The sequence below is a fragment of the Sulfoacidibacillus thermotolerans genome, from assembly GCF_003144315.1.
Taxonomy (GTDB): Bacteria; Bacillota; Bacilli; order Alicyclobacillales; family SLC66; genus Sulfoacidibacillus; species Sulfoacidibacillus thermotolerans.
Map to the genome: position 1 here is coordinate 150,374 of NZ_MPDK01000002.1, position 17,026 is coordinate 167,399.

The 17,026-nt window shown below is 46.7% G+C and carries 18 protein-coding genes and 1 riboswitch; of the genes, 3 read left to right on the forward strand and 15 right to left on the reverse strand.

Translation table 11 applies throughout. The annotated features are described in order from the left end of the window. Position 1: 1 nt before the first annotated feature. From BM613_RS01175 to BM613_RS01200, 6 genes are all read right to left on the reverse strand, one after another. On the reverse strand, positions 2–676 hold the full coding sequence (locus tag BM613_RS01175) for a precorrin-8X methylmutase (protein WP_109429326.1): 675 nt from the start codon (positions 674–676) through the stop codon (positions 2–4). Then, positions 660–1,484: a precorrin-6A reductase gene (gene cobK / locus BM613_RS01180; RefSeq protein WP_109429327.1), complete on the reverse strand. Its 825-nt coding sequence runs from the start codon at positions 1,482–1,484 to the stop codon at positions 660–662. The genes BM613_RS01175 and cobK overlap by 17 nt, the downstream gene beginning before the upstream one ends. 16 nt (positions 1,485–1,500) lie before the next feature. After that, a complete protein-coding gene (gene cobJ, locus BM613_RS01185; RefSeq protein WP_109429328.1) occupies positions 1,501–3,171 on the reverse strand; it encodes a precorrin-3B C(17)-methyltransferase in 1,671 nt (556 codons plus the stop codon). A gap of 38 nt (positions 3,172–3,209) precedes the next feature. Further along, a complete protein-coding gene (gene cobA, locus BM613_RS01190) occupies positions 3,210–3,974 on the reverse strand; it encodes a uroporphyrinogen-III C-methyltransferase (protein WP_109429329.1) in 765 nt (254 codons plus the stop codon). 2 nt (positions 3,975–3,976) lie between these two features. Further along, positions 3,977–4,960 (reverse strand): sirohydrochlorin chelatase, encoded by a 984-nt coding sequence (locus BM613_RS01195; RefSeq protein ID WP_245926189.1) that lies wholly within the window; start codon positions 4,958–4,960, stop codon positions 3,977–3,979. A 135-nt stretch (positions 4,961–5,095) separates the two neighbouring features. After that, positions 5,096–5,278: riboswitch (cobalamin riboswitch) on the reverse strand. 172 nt (positions 5,279–5,450) lie between these two features. Then, on the reverse strand, positions 5,451–6,638 hold the full coding sequence (locus BM613_RS01200) for a M20 family metallopeptidase (RefSeq protein ID WP_109429331.1): 1,188 nt from the start codon (positions 6,636–6,638) through the stop codon (positions 5,451–5,453). 193 nt (positions 6,639–6,831) lie between these two features. On the opposite strand from BM613_RS01200, the gene iadA reads away from it, so the two are divergent. After that, the gene (gene iadA, locus BM613_RS01205) at positions 6,832–8,166 is read left to right on the forward strand and encodes a beta-aspartyl-peptidase (protein WP_109429332.1); all 1,335 of its coding nucleotides are present in this window, start codon (positions 6,832–6,834) and stop codon (positions 8,164–8,166) included. Positions 8,167–8,266: 100 nt separating this feature from the next. Here iadA and BM613_RS01210 read toward each other — a convergent pair whose 3' ends face one another. Next, complete coding sequence (locus BM613_RS01210) at positions 8,267–8,917, reverse strand: helix-turn-helix domain-containing protein (RefSeq protein WP_109429333.1); 651 nt, start codon at positions 8,915–8,917, stop codon at positions 8,267–8,269. Between the two features lie 111 nt (positions 8,918–9,028). Between BM613_RS01210 and BM613_RS01215 the strand changes: the two genes are divergently transcribed. After that, positions 9,029–10,354: an NRAMP family divalent metal transporter gene (locus BM613_RS01215; RefSeq protein ID WP_109429334.1), complete on the forward strand. Its 1,326-nt coding sequence runs from the start codon at positions 9,029–9,031 to the stop codon at positions 10,352–10,354. Between the two features lie 72 nt (positions 10,355–10,426). Here the strand turns inward: BM613_RS01215 and BM613_RS01220 are convergent, their stop codons facing one another. From BM613_RS01220 to BM613_RS01255, 8 genes are read right to left on the reverse strand one after another with little or no spacing between them, the layout of a single operon-like run. Continuing rightward, the gene (locus tag BM613_RS01220; protein ID WP_109429335.1) at positions 10,427–10,759 is read right to left on the reverse strand and encodes an ASCH domain-containing protein; all 333 of its coding nucleotides are present in this window, start codon (positions 10,757–10,759) and stop codon (positions 10,427–10,429) included. A 50-nt stretch (positions 10,760–10,809) separates the two neighbouring features. Then, entirely contained in the window at positions 10,810–11,298 is a 489-nt protein-coding gene (locus BM613_RS01225) for an OsmC family protein (protein WP_146192741.1), read from the reverse strand. Next, complete coding sequence (cysK, locus tag BM613_RS01230) at positions 11,253–12,170, reverse strand: cysteine synthase A (protein ID WP_109429337.1); 918 nt, start codon at positions 12,168–12,170, stop codon at positions 11,253–11,255. Before cysK ends, BM613_RS01225 begins: the two co-directional genes overlap by 46 nt. Before the next feature lie 26 nt (positions 12,171–12,196). Next, positions 12,197–13,546, reverse strand: coding sequence for a glucose-6-phosphate isomerase (locus BM613_RS01235; protein ID WP_109429338.1), 1,350 nt, complete (start codon positions 13,544–13,546; stop codon positions 12,197–12,199). A gap of 17 nt (positions 13,547–13,563) precedes the next feature. Further along, positions 13,564–14,106 (reverse strand): cysteine hydrolase family protein, encoded by a 543-nt coding sequence (locus tag BM613_RS01240; protein ID WP_109429339.1) that lies wholly within the window; start codon positions 14,104–14,106, stop codon positions 13,564–13,566. After that, the gene (gene fabG / locus BM613_RS01245) at positions 14,106–14,858 is read right to left on the reverse strand and encodes a 3-oxoacyl-ACP reductase FabG (protein WP_109429340.1); all 753 of its coding nucleotides are present in this window, start codon (positions 14,856–14,858) and stop codon (positions 14,106–14,108) included. The genes BM613_RS01240 and fabG overlap by 1 nt, the downstream gene beginning before the upstream one ends. Next, positions 14,855–15,286 carry a MaoC/PaaZ C-terminal domain-containing protein gene (locus BM613_RS01250; RefSeq protein WP_109429341.1) on the reverse strand — a complete coding sequence of 144 codons (432 nt, stop codon included), beginning with the start codon at positions 15,284–15,286 and terminating at the stop codon, positions 14,855–14,857. The genes fabG and BM613_RS01250 overlap by 4 nt, the downstream gene beginning before the upstream one ends. Beyond that, entirely contained in the window at positions 15,283–15,720 is a 438-nt protein-coding gene (locus BM613_RS01255; RefSeq protein WP_109429342.1) for a MaoC family dehydratase N-terminal domain-containing protein, read from the reverse strand. Before BM613_RS01255 ends, BM613_RS01250 begins: the two co-directional genes overlap by 4 nt. Before the next feature lie 114 nt (positions 15,721–15,834). Between BM613_RS01255 and BM613_RS01260 the strand changes: the two genes are divergently transcribed. Next, positions 15,835–17,004 (forward strand): THUMP domain-containing class I SAM-dependent RNA methyltransferase, encoded by a 1,170-nt coding sequence (locus BM613_RS01260; RefSeq protein WP_109429343.1) that lies wholly within the window; start codon positions 15,835–15,837, stop codon positions 17,002–17,004. Positions 17,005–17,026: the final 22 nt, after the last annotated feature.

Below are 17,026 nucleotides of genomic sequence, written 5' to 3' on the forward strand. Positions count from 1 at the left end.
CTCAGACACGTGCTTCACCTGCAGGTTGATCGCTTTGAACCGCTAACAAAGACAGGGCGTTAATCGTCGCCACCGCTACCGGACTTCCACCTTTTCTCCCGCGATTCGTAATATAAGGGATATCAAGTTTCAGCAACTCTTCCTTCGACTCCGCTGCAGAGACAAAGCCAACCGGGACACCCACAATCAAATCCGGTTTAGCAATCCCGGATTTGACCATAGAAATTAGCTCAAGCAGTGCTGTCGGGGCATTGCCAATTGCGTAAATGCCCCCTTTGTATGTGCGAGCTGCTTTACGCATGGCCATAATCGCTCGTGTTACCCCTGTTGCTTTTGCCTCTTCAGCTACATCCGAATCAGAGATATGTACAAACACATCGGATCCAAAGCGACTCAGGCGCGGCTTACTAATGCCCACTTGCACCATCTGAACATCGGCAATGATTGGACGACCTGCTCGAATTGCTTGAATACCAGCTGCGATCGCTTGCGGATGAATAGCAACACTGCGACCTAAGTCAAAATCTGCAGTTGCGTGAATAATTCGCTGTATGACAGTGAACTGTTCAGGCGTGAAGTCATGCGCACCAAATTCTTGGGCAATGATCGCAAAGCTCCTTTCTTCAATTTCCATCGGAGCAATGGTAATCGGTTGAAAATCATTCGGATGCGACATCATAAGCCTCCTTATCGGTTTTTCTATTTAAATCACCAGAGACACCCTTAATTTTTTGCAGGGCTGTAGTGATTTCATCGACAGAAGAGTAACTGTTTCCATACTCGACGTTTGGACGACCGATGACAATAATCGAGATACCGAGATCAACAGCTGCCTGGATCTTTTCATCGACAGCACCCACTTCACCACTTTCCTTTGTAATCATCACAGTCGTTTGGTAATGACGATATAGAGCTTGATTTAGTTCGTAAGAAAAGGGCCCTTGCATTGCAATAATATTCTTTTGCGCAATGCCTAACTGCTCGCACAGTTGCATATTCTCTAGACGCGGAAGCAAACGAATCACTAATCGAACATCTTCAATCGGTAAAAGGCGATGTGCAAAAATACCGAGCGTCTTTGCTCCCGTCGTAAGCATCACACTGCCCTTTAATTCAGCTGCATAGTCAGCCGCCTGCTCATAGCTGTCTGCAAGAATAATCCCTTGTCTCCCTGAGAAGTCTAGACCAGCCCGTTCATAGCGCAGATAGGGCACTCCCAACCTTTGTGCAGTTGCCATCGCCGTTTCATGTGCCTCCCTAGCAAACGGATGGCTAGCATCAACTACCGCTTCTGCATTGTACTTCTTGATTTCCTGTTCCATGGAAATAGCATCTAAACGACCAACACGCACAGATAGACCCACTTCACGCAAACTCTGCGCCGCACTTTCTGTGACAACACTCGCGATCACAGGGTATCCCATATCTCGCAAATGCACGCCGAGTTCACGCGCATCACTCGTACCTGCCATTAGAAATAGCACGCGCAAGCTCCTCTCTTTACGTACCGCAAACTGTATCCACAACAACGGGCGCTGTTGTTTTGTCATAAGAAAAACCTGCAACAATTCCTACACGGGCAAAGAATTTGTGAAAACGCTCGCTAGGAAATGCTTGCTCACTGTATTCGTTGACAATTTGTTCAACGAGGTTCACGATTTGGTTAGCGGGTATGCCCTCTGCCATCAGCTTGGCTGCACACGCTGTACGCCCCGTCGTTTTCCCCCCTAAAAACAAATCAAATTTGCCTTTGCGATAGACGATCCCGATATCTTCAAGCACCGCGCCATAGCAAGCCATTGCACAACCATTGACGCCAATGCAAAGTTCTTTTGGAACTTTACGACCCCCCAGACGGTTTGTCAGTTCTCGCGCGTACGGAATCGACTCTGCTTTCTCTCCGTCACAAAAATCGCAAGCTTTCACTTTTACCACTTCCCCGACGGGAAACACATAAAACCCTGCCTCACGTAACTGATCGACGACCGCCTGCGGATCTTCAGTCTTAATACGCAATTCGATCTGATGGTCGGCCGTATAGTGTACTTCCCCCTGATCCTTTGCCAAATCAGCGAGACAAATCAATTGTTCTGCAGTAAATCGCTTATTTGCTACCCCAGGCGCCACAGCAACAACAAAATCGACAACTTGCTGTGGGGCAGTCTGTACAGCCATCTGGGATCGTTCATTTACCTGCCCCAGCAAGGTACTACTTTGTTGTGCGGATGTAGCACTCATTTGTACACGTGAAAGTGCCTCTTGTGCCAGTTGTAGACTGTCTAGTGTTGCAGACATGGACGCCTTTTGTTTTGTCAAAACGGGCGTATTCTCCTTTGACTGGACGGCACGTAGAGACCACGGCTCATTTTCAACATGCAATCGCTCCCCCGGCCGCAATCGCTGTTCAACTTGATCTAACGTGTACTTACGTTGATAGCCGCGCGGGGTAATCATCAGATCACCATGATAAAAGGTTGTGGAATTGCCAATAATCACAGTGGTCAACATCCCGATTTCCTGTTCGAGCATGTGTGCAAGTGTCGTACGCACGACATGTTGCTGTGCTCGATAGGCACTCTTCACAAGCCCAACCGGAGTGTCAGGTGAGCGATATTGCAACAAAATTTGTTGCGTCTCTACAATTTGCGATGTGCGCCTACCACTGCGTGGATTGTACAGCGCAATGACGAAATCAGCCATTGCAGCCGCTTCTACACGCCGTTTAATCGTCTCCCAAGGTGTCAAATGATCACTGAGACTAATCGTGCACGCATCATGCATGATAGGTGCACCAAGTAATGAAGCACAGGAATTGATCGCAGAAATCCCCGGGATAATTTCAACTTGTAAAGATTCAGAAGGGTTCCAACCCGATTCAATCAACACTTCATAAATCAGGCCAGCCATTCCATATACACCCGCGTCACCACTTGAAATGACCGCTACATCTTTTCCTGCGCGAGCCAATTTCACAGCAGTCTGTGCACGACTGACCTCCTCTGTCATCCCTGTGCGCACAATCTCTTGATCTACAAGCAAATCACGAATAAGATCCACATAGGTGTGATAACCAATAATTACATGAGAAGTGACCATCGCTTGTCTCGCCCGATCCGTAATATGTTCAAAACTTCCCGGACCAAAGCCCACTACCTTGATCGAACCCGACATCTTATACAGCCTCCAAACACTCAAGTTTGACGCAGCTTTTACTGTTCCATTGCAATGCGTGGCCAAAACCAAGAGAGCGACGCGCTCAATGTGACGATCTCACCAATCACAACGGTAGCTGGCGAAGCAATCGCGCGCGCTTGACACGCTTCAAAAAGTGTGCCAAGTGTCGCTGTGACGACTTCTTGATCCTTTGTCGTCCCTTTGCTGACAACAGCTGCTGGTGTCCCTTCCGATTTTCCATATTGAATCAATCGAGTGACGATTTGCTGTAGATGGCTTAGCCCCATCAAAATCACAATCGTCCCTCCCACTTTGGCGAGTGCACGCCATTCTTCTTCTGATACTTTTGAATCAGAACATTCGTGACCTGTAATCACATGAAATGAGCCGCTATAATTGCGATGAGACACGGGAATTCCAGCATAAGCGGGCGCTGCAACAGCGGATGTCACACCTGGGACAATTTCAAAAGGAATCTGGTTTGCACTTAACACTTGCGCTTCTTCAGCTCCACGCCCAAAAACAAATGGGTCTCCACCTTTTAGACGAACCACAGTGTTCCCAGCGAGCGCGTAATCAACTAATTTTTGATGAATCTCTTCTTGGCGCACGGCGTGATGCTGTGGATCTTTTCCCACGTAGATTTTTTTTGCGTAACTAGGAGCAAAATCAAGCAGTTCAGGTGCAATCAAGCGATCATAGAGCAAAATATCTGCCTGTTCTATACACTCTCTCCCTTTGACCGTAATTAGACCTGGATCTCCTGGTCCTGCTCCAACTAAGTACACTTTTCCCGTCACATTCACGCCTCCCCGTGATGATCGTGATGATCGTGATGATCGTGATGATCGTGATGATCGTGATGATCGTGATGATCGTGATGATCGTGATGATCGTGATGATCGTGATGATCGTGATGATCGTGATGATCGTGATGATCGTGATGATCGTGATGATCGTGATGATCGTGATGATCGTGATCTGATGACACCATTTTGCGGTATTTACATAAATCACAGTTCATAAAAGAGTGACCAATTACTGCTTCTTCGTACTGACTCACCACAACATCAAGCAAGAGTGGATGAAATCCAAAATAATGAGCCATCGTCATCGGAATCGCAGGAAACTCTTCTTGAAGCTCAATCAACACGTTACGCATCCGCTTAATCAAAATCCCTGTAAATAGAAAATAGGGGACAACAACCACGCGTTTAGCACCTAATGCGATTGCCCTCCTTACTCCGTCGGCAAAAAGGGGCGTTGTAATGCCAGTAAAACATGTTTCTACTGTCATCGTTTGCGTTCGTTCCCATAATAGACGACCGAGCTTATAAGCATCACCATTTGCATCAGGTTCACTGCTGCCGCGGCACATCAAGACAATTGCCGTCTCTTCTTTTGAAAAATCCGGAATTTCTACGATCGCTTCGTTATATCTCATTTCTAAGAGATCTACTATCTTTTCATTTAATCCAAGATGACGCCCATAAATAAATTCAATTTGTGGATACTTTTTTCGTGCAGCATCGAGAAATTCAGGAATTTCTAGTTTTACATGCGACGCGGCGAGCAAGATCACTGGTATGACGATCACTCTTTGTGCACCAAGCTTTGCGCATTGGTCTACCCCATCTGGAATCGTCGGTTCGGCAAGCTCTAAAAAACAAGAAACGACTTCTCGATCTGCAAATTGCACTTGGAAATTCTTTGCGAAGCGCAAAAACTCTTCATTGCCTTCAACATCTCGACTGCCGTGTCCTATGAGTAAAATTACTTCCTTCAAATTATCTCTCTCCTTTAATGAGCCCATAGAAAAAGACACTCCAACTGCCATTCAGAGTGCCCGTGGTGGACTCGAAGGAGCTACAGCCATCGCTTGTAACACCTTGACTCCAACACATCCCTATCGACCGTAGGTCCTGTGGTGCTAAAAAAGGCAGGTCTCCTGACTTCGATTCATCATGCATGACGCCCTTCCCAAGTATGTACTCAGTGGATTATCGCCAGCACTCCTCGTTACAGTGGCGGGACCGCACCGGATTCTCACCGGTTTCCCTTTTAAGTTCACGTCATTGTGAACACCTTTTTCATTCTTCAATTATCCTTCTATCTTTTTCCTACCCATTTTCAAACCAATTCAAATGGATACTTATTACTCTATGATCCTTTTCATTTTCATAGTACAAGCAAAACGGATGGATGTCTAGTCATTAGATTTGCAATAAATTTCGTCACCCTTTATCTAAAGAGTGATTTTTATCGCTAGATTGTAGTTAGGATAGTAACTGTAGTGCTGCCGCAACAAACGCTTGAACTCCCATGGGAAGCGCTCGCTCATCCACTGTAAAGCGCGGATGATGGTGAGGTGCATCAATTCCATTTTCGGGATTTCCTGCACCAATAAAGAAAAACGTACCTGGAGCCACTTGCTGATAGGCAGAAAAATCCTCTCCGCCCATCGTGGGTGTCGCCTTTTCCACGACTTGCGCGCCAAATGTTTTCATCAGACACTCTTCTAACTTCGCTGTCACCTCTTCGTCGTTAATGACTGGGTGATACCCATTGGTATACACAAAGTTGTAATTTGCTCCGTGCGCCTCTGTCACTCCTTTTACAATCCGCTCCATGAGTGCGGGCGCATGTTCACGCAATGCGACATCAAAAGTGCGCACAGTTCCCACCAACTCTGCGGTTCCGGGAATCACGTTATCTGCAGTCCCCGCAATAAATTTCGTCACTGATACAACCATAGGTAGCAAAGGGTCCGTATTGCGCGAGACGATATGTTGCAAATTCGTCACTACTTGCGCTGCAATCGCAATGCTATCCACTGTCTGTTGAGGACTTGCGGCATGCCCACCCTTACCAATAATCGTAATTTTAAACGTGTCTGGGGCAGCGAGTAATGGACCAGAGCGGACGGCGATTTTCCCAACGTGAAGTTCTGCCCAAAGATGGGCACCCAATACGAGATCAACTCCATCCATGACACCCGCATCGACCATTTCCTGTGCACCACCTGGAAAAAGTTCCTCAGCATGCTGGAATAAAAAGCGCACCTCGCCACGCAATGAACTCTTCATCCGCGAAAGTAGTTTTGCTGCACCTAGTAGCATAGCTGTATGACCATCGTGACCACACGCATGCATTTTGCCCGGAAATTGTGACTTAAAAGTAAAATCATTCTCTTCTGCAATGGGCAGTGCGTCCATATCCGCTCGCAAAGCGATCACAGGACCTGGTCGATCGCTTTGCAAGCGCGCTACCACACTTGTTTTTGTCGGACGTGAGACTTCAAGTCCAGCGAAATTTTGTAAGGTTTCGTAAACAAATTGTGAGGTTTCCACTTCTTCAAATGATAATTCTGGGTGCGCGTGCAAATGACGCCGCCACTGAACAACCTCTTCTTTTATCTCATTAACAAGCGCCGATAAATCCGTTAACACTGTACTCACTGCGATTCCCCCTAAGATCTATCGTACTTAAATAACTCTCTGATCCGTCTATTATGTTCTATGATACGCTGCTTTGCTTTGTTTCACCACACTGATCTTTGTCCACCTGCTTCGATCTCTCTTTTGCTATCCGTCTTCGAACGATTGAAGTGCAAAAAATCTGGTCATAATGAGACCGTATAAGAAAGGGGGAAAAGTCATGCATTCACTGACGATCATTAAAAATGCTACGGTATATGCACCAAAATCTCTTGGAAAGCGAGATTTGTTGATTGGTGGACGGCAAATACTGGCCATTGGCGAAAACATTGAATTACATAGTACTCATCTGCCCATTCATGTCATGGATGCAAGTGGGCTGTTTCTCTTCCCTGGACTCATTGACCAGCATGTACATATGGCGGGGGGAGGCGGTGAAGGTGGATTTCACTATCGAACGCCTGAAATCTCTCTGAGCCATCTGACCACAGCCGGCGTTACCACAGCCGTGGGTGTACTGGGGACAGATGGAATCACTCGCAGCACGAGAGAGTTATTAGCAAAAGCACAGGCGCTCGATTATGAAGGCATTTCTACCTATATTTATTGTGGCGCCTATCAAGTACCGACGCGTACAATTACTGGGATGCCACGTTCTGACATTGTGTTAATCGAGAAAGTCATTGGGGTTGGCGAAATCGCGATCTCAGATAGTCGCTCTAGTCACCCCTCCGATCGCGATCTTGCTGAACTTGCAAGTGAGGCGCGAGTAGGTGGACTCCTTGCAGGTAAGGCTGGAGTTTTACATCTTCATTTAGGTGATGACGACACCAAATTAAAATTGTTATTTGATGTGTTAAGACAAACTGAATTACCCAAATCGACCTTTACCCCAACACACTTAAATCGCAATCCGGATTTGTTAAAAGATGCGATACGCTATGGGAAAGAGGGGGGATATGTCGATGTGACATCTGGAATCCGCCCCGATGAACATGATCATATTTCTGTCAAACCATCTACAGCGATCCGCATGCTGCTTGATGCTGGGGTCAACCCACAGTTCATCACAATGAGTTCAGACAGCAATGGCAGTTCTCCCATTTTTAACGATCAAGGAAAACTAGTTGCAATGGGGATTGGTTCAATTGCGACATTATGGGAAGAGACTCGCGATGCAATTGTCGAAGAAGAAATTCCCGTTGAAACAGCCATCGGCATAGTTACGAAACATGTAGCGCGCGTGTTAAAATTGACGCACAAAGGACAGATCAAAGTCGGCGTTGATGCGGACTTGTTATTTACAGATGAGAAATATCAGATCCAACACGTCTATGCGAAAGGTAGAAAAGTTGTAGAAGATGGCAAACCAATTGTCTTTGGCACGTTTGAAAATGTGAGTGGTATTCCTGGATCTCCAGGAAGTAAAGCAGAGGCAGGGAAAGAAAATAAAGAGCGCGGACGCCCGATGATTGAACATGATGACGATGATCCAGATGATTTTCCGGACCGCGACGAACGGCAACGCAAAAGTCGACGCGATTATTGTTGTTAGTCCAAAAGCGCTAAATGAGTCAAATGACACTCAATCAAAAACACGGACGTTTATCCACTCGATGCGCCGATTGCAGCGAGTGGTTTTTTTGATTCGTCGCCTATTGCCGCCAAGGGCCTTCCCACGTCTTCATTTCACGCCACACAAGATCAATCGCTACAGCATCATCAAGATATCCTAATGGAAAAGAGTAGTCTGGTATGATATCTGTAGCCAAAATGAAGTACAACAATGCACTCCCTACCGTTCGTCTCTGCTCCTCGGCAAGTTCTTCATTTTGAAAAAGCATATACATTGTTTTTAACTCTTCAAGCACTGGGCCAATCCCTTGAATTTGATTGACTTTCTGATGAAAATCCCGCAAGATAAGTTCCCTGCCTTCTTGCGTACCCGCATATTCTTTACATTTTCGCAATTCAGATATAATTCGATCCACATCTAATGATTCAAGCTCAGGCAACTGATAATGGGGTGCACTACTCGCTTCGCAGCGATCGAGCGTTTGTTCCTGTTCGTTCTGTTCATCATTGAACGTATATCCGGACACGGCCCATAATTCACGCAATGAGATTTTCAGTGCGCGCGCCAACATCAGCAGGTGTTCCGGTCGGGGCCGCTGCTTTCCAGAAGCAAGTCGTGAGACAGTCGCTGGATCTACGCCACACAGATCTGCTAAACGGCGCATCGATAACCCGCGCTTTGCGAGTTCACTACGCAGAAACAGACCAAATGCATTGTCTTTTTGTGACATACATTTTCCTCCTTACAGCGTTGCAAAATTTGCAACAAAGCGCAAATGGTCATGCACTTCTTGCAACGACCACTCATACGGTGATACTGAAGTCTATGAGGGGGAACCGATATGACGCAAACGAAATCCCTGCCCGTTTCTTCAGCTACTGGTGAAGATTCTACAACACCCTCGAAATTCCATGCGATTCTCGCGCATCAACGAACAGGATGGCGCCGTTATAGCTGGATTCTATGGGCTCTGCTTGGACCTGGTATGCTCGCGATGATTGGAGACAACGACGCGGGCGGTGTGATCGAATACGCAGTCACGGGCATTCAATTTGGCATTGGACTGTTCATCCCTTTGATTCTATGCCTTGCACCTCTCACCTTTACCATTCAGGAAATGACGATGCGTCTTAGCGCTGTGACACAGATTGGTTTTACAAAGCTAGTGTTCCGTCATTTTGGTCGTTTTTTTGGATATTATAGTTTAGCCACGTTAATGATTGAAAATCTACTTACGCTGATGACCGAATTTATTGGTATGACAGCAGGTCTCATGATGATGGGTCTACCGCTTTGGGGAAGTGATTTACTCAGTCTGCTGCTCGTGGTTTCACTCGCAATTTTTACAGGTTATTGGACGAAAGAGCGACTCGCATTATTTGTCAGTGCACTAAATGCTGTGTTTATCCTCGTCGCTTTTTTAACCCATCCCTCACTGTCTGCCGTCGCACACGCCTTTACGGCTTGGTCGATCCCCCATCACTTGCAAGGCAGCGTCATTTGGTTTGTCGTAGCAACGGTAGGCAACGCAATTGCACCATGGATGATTTTTTTTCAAGGCAGCGCGGCGATTGATAAAGGAATTACTGCCAAGGAACTGCGACTCGGCCGCATTGATACCTTGATTGGCAGTCTCGTACAGGTTTTCATCGCAGTCGCCATCGTCCTATGTGGAGCTGTTTTGTATGGGCATATCCAAAATGTGGCGTCTGTAGGGCCGACCGCGATCATTCATGCACTCTCGAGCAATGTAGGCAGGACAGCTGGCATTCTTTTTGGTTTTGGTCTCTTTAATGCAGGATTTTTAGCTAGTATCACGATTTCCCTCTCTTCTTCCTGGACAGTGGCTGATGCATTTGGCTTTGCAAGAAGTCTCAATGACAAGATATCAACAGCTCCAAAATTTTATGCCGTTTATATTGGAAGCCTTGTAGCGGCAGCAGCAGCTATTTTAGTCCCTGGACTGCCACTCAATTTTATTGCAGTACTATCCCAAGCTTTAGGTGCCATGGTGATGATTCCTATTTTGCTCTTCCTCGTGATTTTGACGAGCAATCGAGAAATTATGGGTAACTATGCAAATGGGGGGTTCCAGCGGGTGTGGGGCTTTACAATAGCGCTAGTGCTCATCTCCCTAACAGTCACTTTAGTCATCCAAACTCTTTAGGCATCATCGAGTAGTCAGAATGAACGAGGCTGGCCTGTACATTCTGACTACTCGATGGCGATCTGTCCTTCATTACTTGATTGCTCGAAATTCGTGAACCCAAGTAGGCATTCCTGGAGCAAACGGCATCCCAGGATGAACGGTCTGAAGATACTCTTGGTAACTCGCAAGATCTAAAAATCCTTCTTTTTTTGCATCCTCGTCTGTCATCTCTCCAAGTTTCTGACGGTACACTTTTTCGACTAAAAAGCGGTGTTCACGAATCATCCACTGTTCACCCGGATCAGCATAGCGGCCGTTACGGCGAACCGCAGTCTTTTCGCCTCGCAAAATGCGCGCTACATCTTCCTCGCGCGTCACAAGTCGATCAATAGAACATGTCTTTGGTGGAAAACTCTCGCTCATGCTGATTTCCCCTCTCTCAAGCAATCTAAGCGATTCAATTCCGACGAACCTCATTCAATCGAATGCGTTTCACCATTTAAAACGAGCAAAGCACGCAGTGGTGCACTGATAGAATGCGAAGCCGAGCAATACTTCTCTTGTGACAACTTAATCGCGCGCACAACTTTTTCAAGCGGTGCACCCGGTGCGTCAATTTCATATGTCAATGTAATCTGTGTAAATTTTTGCGGAATTTGTTCTGCCCGTTGTGCATCGATAACAACATCGACACGCTGATAAGGAATTCGCATCCGTTCTAGAATCAATGTGACATCAATCCCCGTACATCCTCCAAGCCCCATGAGTAAAAGTTCCATCGGTCGTGGACCTTGATCTTCTCCTCCTGCGTCTCGTTTTGCATCAATCGTCACAACATGGTTCGAATCTGCAACAGCTTCAAAGCGGCGCTTTTCTTTCCAACTCACTCTTGCATGCATGTCACTCCACCGTCCTTTTAAAACAAATCCATGCTCAAATACCGTTCCCCTGTATCCGGACAAAGGGCAACCACCCGTTTATCCGGGCCAAACTCACGAGCAACTTGTAAGGCAGTATGCACTACAGCGCCAGCCGATACACCGACAAGAAGTGCCTCTTCTCGCGCAAGACGCTTTGTCATGGCGATCGCCTCGTCATCAGATACTTGGAAAATACGATCGTATATTTTTGTGTTCAAAATAGAGGGAATAAAACCAGGACTCGTCCCCACAATCTTGTGTGAACCTGCTTGCCCACCGGAAAGCACAGGTGAACCTTTCGGCTCCACGACGAAAACTTTCAGGTGCGGTAGATTCGCCTTTAATACCTCGCCACACCCTGTAATCGTCCCGCCCGTTCCTGCGGACGCAACAAATGCGTCAAACTTGCGTTCTGTTTGCTCTAATAGTTCAAGCGCAGTCGTATGACGATGCGCATCTGGATTATCAGGATTGTCAAACTGGGCGAGCAATAATGCGCGGTCTCCCATTTCTTCCTTTAGTTGCCTTGCTTTATCTACTGCACCGCTCATGCGCAAATTTCCTGGTGTAAGCACGACCTTCGCACCATACCCTTTTAAAATCGCAATGCGCTCCCAAGTCATCGTATCAGGCATGACAAGAATTGCATGATAACCTTTCGCCGCTGCAACCATGGCAATGCCAATTCCCGTATTGCCACTCGTCGGTTCAATCAGCGTCATTCCTGGACGCAATCGCCCCTCCTGTTCTGCGGCTTCAATCATGCGCAGTGCAGGACGATCTTTTACACTTCCTCCAGGATTAAACTTCTCTAATTTAACCAGAATCTCCGCCGTAGACGAATCGGTGATTCGCTTTAAGCGCATAAGCGGAGTATTGCCAATCAACTCAGTAATCGACTGTACGACTTTCATTTTTTACCTCCGCAGTGTGATGGAGATCATGACTCACGTACTTTTGCCATTGTTGCTAAGCGCTCACGTTGATTTTCATACCCAGGTTTGCCAAGCAATGCAAACATGTTAGATTTATACATTTCCACACCAGGTTGATCAAACGGATTGACACCCTGTAAATAGGCGCTAACTGCAACTGCTTTTTCAAAGAAGTAAAACAAATACCCAAGTGAGGCTGCACTCATATCGTCTAATTCTAATAAAATCGTTGGTACACCGCCAGTTTGATGCGCGAGCATTGTTGCTTCAAGCGCTGTATCATTTACTTGTTGCAAGGGTCGACCCGCAAGATAATTGAGCCCATCAAGATCATCTGCTACCTCTTCAATCTGTAGTGATCTGCGAGGATTCTTTACTTTGATCACCGTTTCAAATAACGTGCGAGCGCCATCTTGCACAAATTGCCCAAGCGAATGGAGATCTGTTGAAAAATCAGCACTCGCCGGATAAAGACCTTTTCCATCTTTCCCTTCACTTTCTCCAAATAGTTGTTTCCACCATTCACCAACATAATGTAGTGCTGGCTCGTACGTTACAAAAAGTTCGATCGCTTTGCCTTTTGCCCGCAAAATTTGACGTAAGGCGGCATAAGTATAGGCTGGATTTTTACGTACATCAGATTCGCGAAGTTCACTTTGCGCCCGTTTCGCTCCTTGTAAAAGTGCATCTACATCAATGCCTGCTGCGGCAAGCGGCAATAACCCAACAGGAGTAAGCACAGAAAAACGTCCTCCAACATCATCAGGAATAACAAAAGTTTCATATCCCGCTTCATTCGCTAATTTACGCAGGGCTCCACGTTTTGCATCTGTTGTTGCATAGATTCTTTGCGCTGCTCCTTGTATTCCATAACGTTGTTCCATATATTGCTTGAGAGTTCGAAATGCAAGAGCAGGTTCAGTGGTCGTCCCAGATTTTGAAATGACGTTGACTGCCACTTCATAATGATCAAGAAGTTCAAGCAACTCAGCTAAATACGTTGCGCTCATCTGATGACCTGCAAAGACCACTTGCAAAGGGCGTTGTTCGCGTGGTAACAAATCATGAAACGAATGTTGCAGCATGTGCAATGCTGCACGCGCACCTAGATAAGAACCGCCAATTCCAATCACAACGAGTAAATTCGCTTGTTTTGCGATATTTTGCCCAGCTTCTTTGATGCGCTGCAACTCAATTGGATCAAATGAGCTCGGCAAATCCATCCACCCAAGAAACTCATGCCCGGCACCTGATCGCTGTTCAAGCAAACGATGCGCCGTTTCAACAAACGGTTGTTGTAATTCTATTTCTTCCGGGGCCACAAAAGATTGTGTCCATTCAACCAAACGAATCATGAAATCCAAAACTCCTTTCAGTTAGACAATCGCTGTGCCTTTAGCACATTTTCCATCTGTAAAACAGCAAATTCATGTGCCTCTGGCGTTAAATCAGCCATCAAAGCAGGGTCAATCACCACTTGATAGCCACGATAATACGCACCTAAAGCGGTCGCATAACAGCAAATCGAAGTGCAGACTCCGCAAACAAGTACCTCTTGAACTCCCTTTTCCTGTAGCCACATTGCAAGGGGCGTCTCAAAAAACGCATCGTATTTCGTTTTTGGCAGATATCGCACTTGATCACTCTCGTAGGTCGCATAAAATTGGTTGAGCGGCTCAATCAATTGTGCACCTTTTGTGCCCGCCACACAGTGAACAGGCCACAATTGAAATTCTTTGTCATCTATCGCGTGCGCATCACACGCAAAGATGACAAAATCTCCATTTTGATGAGCGGTCTGTACGGCCTGCAGGATCGGATTCACTATCTTCTGTCCAGCTTCCCCGCATGGAAGTGCTCCGTCATCAGCAATAAAATCATAGGTCATATCAATCACAAGTAAAGCGCGCTGCATTACACCCCGCCCCTTACATATAAAACCTGACCTGTGATAAATGATGATTCATCCGCCGCAAAAAACAAAACTGCATTTGCCACATCTGCAGGAACCCCTACACGAAGGACGGCAGTTTCCTTTGCAGCCGCAGCTTTTAGTTCTTCATAAGCAAGACCCATGCGCGCTGCTGTAGCCTTTGTCATATCTGTTTCGATAAATCCGGGAGCTACCGCATTACACGTGATGCCATAGCGTCCAAGTTCAATTGCGAGTGTCTTTGTCATTCCTTGAATTCCCGCTTTTGCTGCTGCATAATTTACCTGACCGCGATTACCCAGCGCCGATGTAGAAGAAAAATTAATAATGCGTCCATATTTTTGTGGAACCATCCATTTTTGTGCCGCTTGCGAACAAAGAAAGGTGCCTTTTAAATGCACACCTAGCACGGCGTCAAAATCTTCTTCTGTCATTTTATAAACCAAGTTATCGCGAATAATGCCCGCGTTGTTGACAAGGATGTCAACACGTCCGAATTCCTCGATTGCTGCGGCAAAGAGCGCTTCTACTTGATCGCCCTTTTGCACGTCAGCACCGACTCCGATCGCTTCTCCACCTGCTTCCCGAATCTCGCGCACCGTTTGTTCTGTAAATTCCCGTGTAAGATCACACACGACCACTTTTGCACCATTTTGCGCAAACTGCTTCGCTGTTTCTGCCCCAATCCCTTTTCCTGCTCCTGTTACAACTGCTACGCGATTTAAAACCGTCACTTTACATCAACCTCCCCTTGGTCAAAACGCAAGACCGCCGATCCCTTTACAGCCACTTCACCATTTTGCGTTTGCGCACTAACTTGAATAGATGCGAGCAGTCCGCTTGCTACAGGCTCGACTTTGGTAATCGTCCCAAGACAAGTGATGGTGTCGCCAGGCCTTACCATTGCGCGAAAGCGTACACTAAAATCTAGAAGATCAGCTTCGTTACCTGCAAAGTCCGTCAACAATTGCCCAACATAGGCCATCGTAAGCATGCCATGAGCAATCACCCCGCCAAGTCCAACCTCTTTCGCAAATGACTCGACTGTGTGAATGGGATTAAAATCCCCGGAAGCTCCTGCATATTTTACTAGATCCACGTGTGAAATTGGCCCTTTGATTAGGGGAGGAAGTTCTTGACCAACTGTGATCTGCCGTTTCATAACGCTCCCCCTTCTCTCCAGATGACATTCATCTTCGCAGTAAAAATAAGCTCCCCTTGTTTAGACTCACCCTTTTGTTCAAGGAGATAAAAAGTCATTCTACCCGATCCCCCGTTACGGGTGTATGTATCTGCCACGCGCATGCTGCAAAGCACTTCTTCTCCCACATAGATCGGACGCTCAAAATGAAAAGCCTGTTCCCCGTGAATCAAACCATCCTTTTGAAGTTCAAATCCTTCAATCGTACCATAGTCAAACGTCCTTGAAAAAGTCGGCGGTGCGATCATTCGCCCATACCGTGACTGCTTTGCCGCCTGATCATCGCGATATAATGGATTAAAATCACCGATTGCGTCCGCAAACTTACGCACTGCCCCGCGCTCTACGAGATTCGCGACAGGCGTGGACCAACGGCCGATTACATCATCTGACATGCCGTTCATTCCTCCTGTAAAAACCTTGACTACATCATATCATGCAGGATCGGTTTTTTGTCCCCATTATGCTACAATCAGACTCGACTCTACAAACATGAGGACGGATTATAGATGAATGAAACGTTTCTAGCTACAGCACCGTTTGGACTTGAAGCTGTTGTCGCGCGCGAATTAGAAGAACTTGGGTTCCACGAGCGCTCCGTTGAAAACGGGAGAGTGTTTTTTTCTGCGGACGCACTAGGCGCTTTGCGTAGCAATTTATGGTTGCGCACGGCAGATCGCGTCTTATGGGTAGTCGGACAATTTGAAGCGCGGACATTTGATGAACTCTTTGAAGGCGTAAAAGCGCTGCCCTGGGCGGATTGGTTGCCTCGTAACGCGCATTTCCCCGTTGAGGGTCGTTCTGTAAAATCACAGTTGTCCAGTGTTCCTGCTTGCCAATCGATCGTCAAAAAAGCGATTGCGACAAAACTTTCGCAAACCTATCACGATTCATGGCTTGAGGAGACAGGACCAACGTATGCAATTGAAGTGTCACTCTTAAAAGATCAAGTAACTCTTGCAATCGATACGAGCGGGCCTGGTCTACACAAACGCGGTTATCGCGTACAAACCGGACCAGCGCCGATTAAAGAAACCCTTGCTGCTGCACTCGTGCTTTTAAGCAGATGGCGCTCGCATCGACCATTTGCTGATCCAATGTGCGGGTCTGGTACAATTGCCATCGAGGCCGCATGGATTGGTGCAGGAATTGCACCCGGGTTACTGCGCTCGTTTAGTATGGAATCTTTTGGTTGGTTGTCTGCGAAAGCAATTCGCCAACTGCGGTCAGAAGCAGAAGAGATCAAAGCAAATGCTCCCAAACTGCAGATTTTAGCGAGTGACATCGATGCGCAAGCCGTTGCACTCACTACACAACACGCTCAGTTAGCCGGAGTTGCTGAATACTTACATATCGCGCAACAACCTCTTAAGCGGTTTGACTGGAATGAGCCTTACGGCTGTCTTGTGAGCAATCCTCCTTACGGAGAGCGCATGGGAGAAGATCGCGAAGTGCGATTACTCTATCGCGAACTTGGTGAAATCATGCGAAAGCATGAGACTTGGTCAGCATTTATCCTCACTTCGCACCCATTATTTGAGCGATTGTACGGGAAACGCTCCGATAAAAACCGCAAGCTGTATAACGGGCGAATTGAATGTCATTTTTATCAGTATCTCGGTCCTTTACCTCCACTTCCCCAAAAGCAACAGGAACAAATTCCCCCTGAGAAACAATGACCTATACTGGTTGCGAGGTTTT

Coding starts and splice junctions, on each gene's coding strand:
- BM613_RS01210 (WP_109429333.1), bottom strand. CDS start 8,917: ATGTCACAAAAAGACAATGCATTTGGTCTGTTTCTGCGTAGTGAACTC.
- BM613_RS01255 (WP_109429342.1), bottom strand. CDS start 15,720: ATGTCAGATGATGTAATCGGCCGTTGGTCCACGCCTGTCGCGAATCTC.
- BM613_RS01175 (WP_109429326.1), bottom strand. CDS start 676: ATGTCGCATCCGAATGATTTTCAACCGATTACCATTGCTCCGATGGAA.
- BM613_RS01240 (WP_109429339.1), bottom strand. CDS start 14,106: ATGCAGCGCGCTTTACTTGTGATTGATATGACCTATGATTTTATTGCT.
- BM613_RS01260 (WP_109429343.1), top strand. CDS start 15,835: ATGAATGAAACGTTTCTAGCTACAGCACCGTTTGGACTTGAAGCTGTT.
- BM613_RS01215 (WP_109429334.1), top strand. CDS start 9,029: ATGACGCAAACGAAATCCCTGCCCGTTTCTTCAGCTACTGGTGAAGAT.
- cobJ (WP_109429328.1), bottom strand. CDS start 3,171: ATGTCGGGTTCGATCAAGGTAGTGGGCTTTGGTCCGGGAAGTTTTGAA.
- BM613_RS01250 (WP_109429341.1), bottom strand. CDS start 15,286: ATGAAACGGCAGATCACAGTTGGTCAAGAACTTCCTCCCCTAATCAAA.
- BM613_RS01235 (WP_109429338.1), bottom strand. CDS start 13,546: ATGATTCGTTTGGTTGAATGGACACAATCTTTTGTGGCCCCGGAAGAA.
- BM613_RS01220 (WP_109429335.1), bottom strand. CDS start 10,759: ATGAGCGAGAGTTTTCCACCAAAGACATGTTCTATTGATCGACTTGTG.
- cysK (WP_109429337.1), bottom strand. CDS start 12,170: ATGAAAGTCGTACAGTCGATTACTGAGTTGATTGGCAATACTCCGCTT.
- iadA (WP_109429332.1), top strand. CDS start 6,832: ATGCATTCACTGACGATCATTAAAAATGCTACGGTATATGCACCAAAA.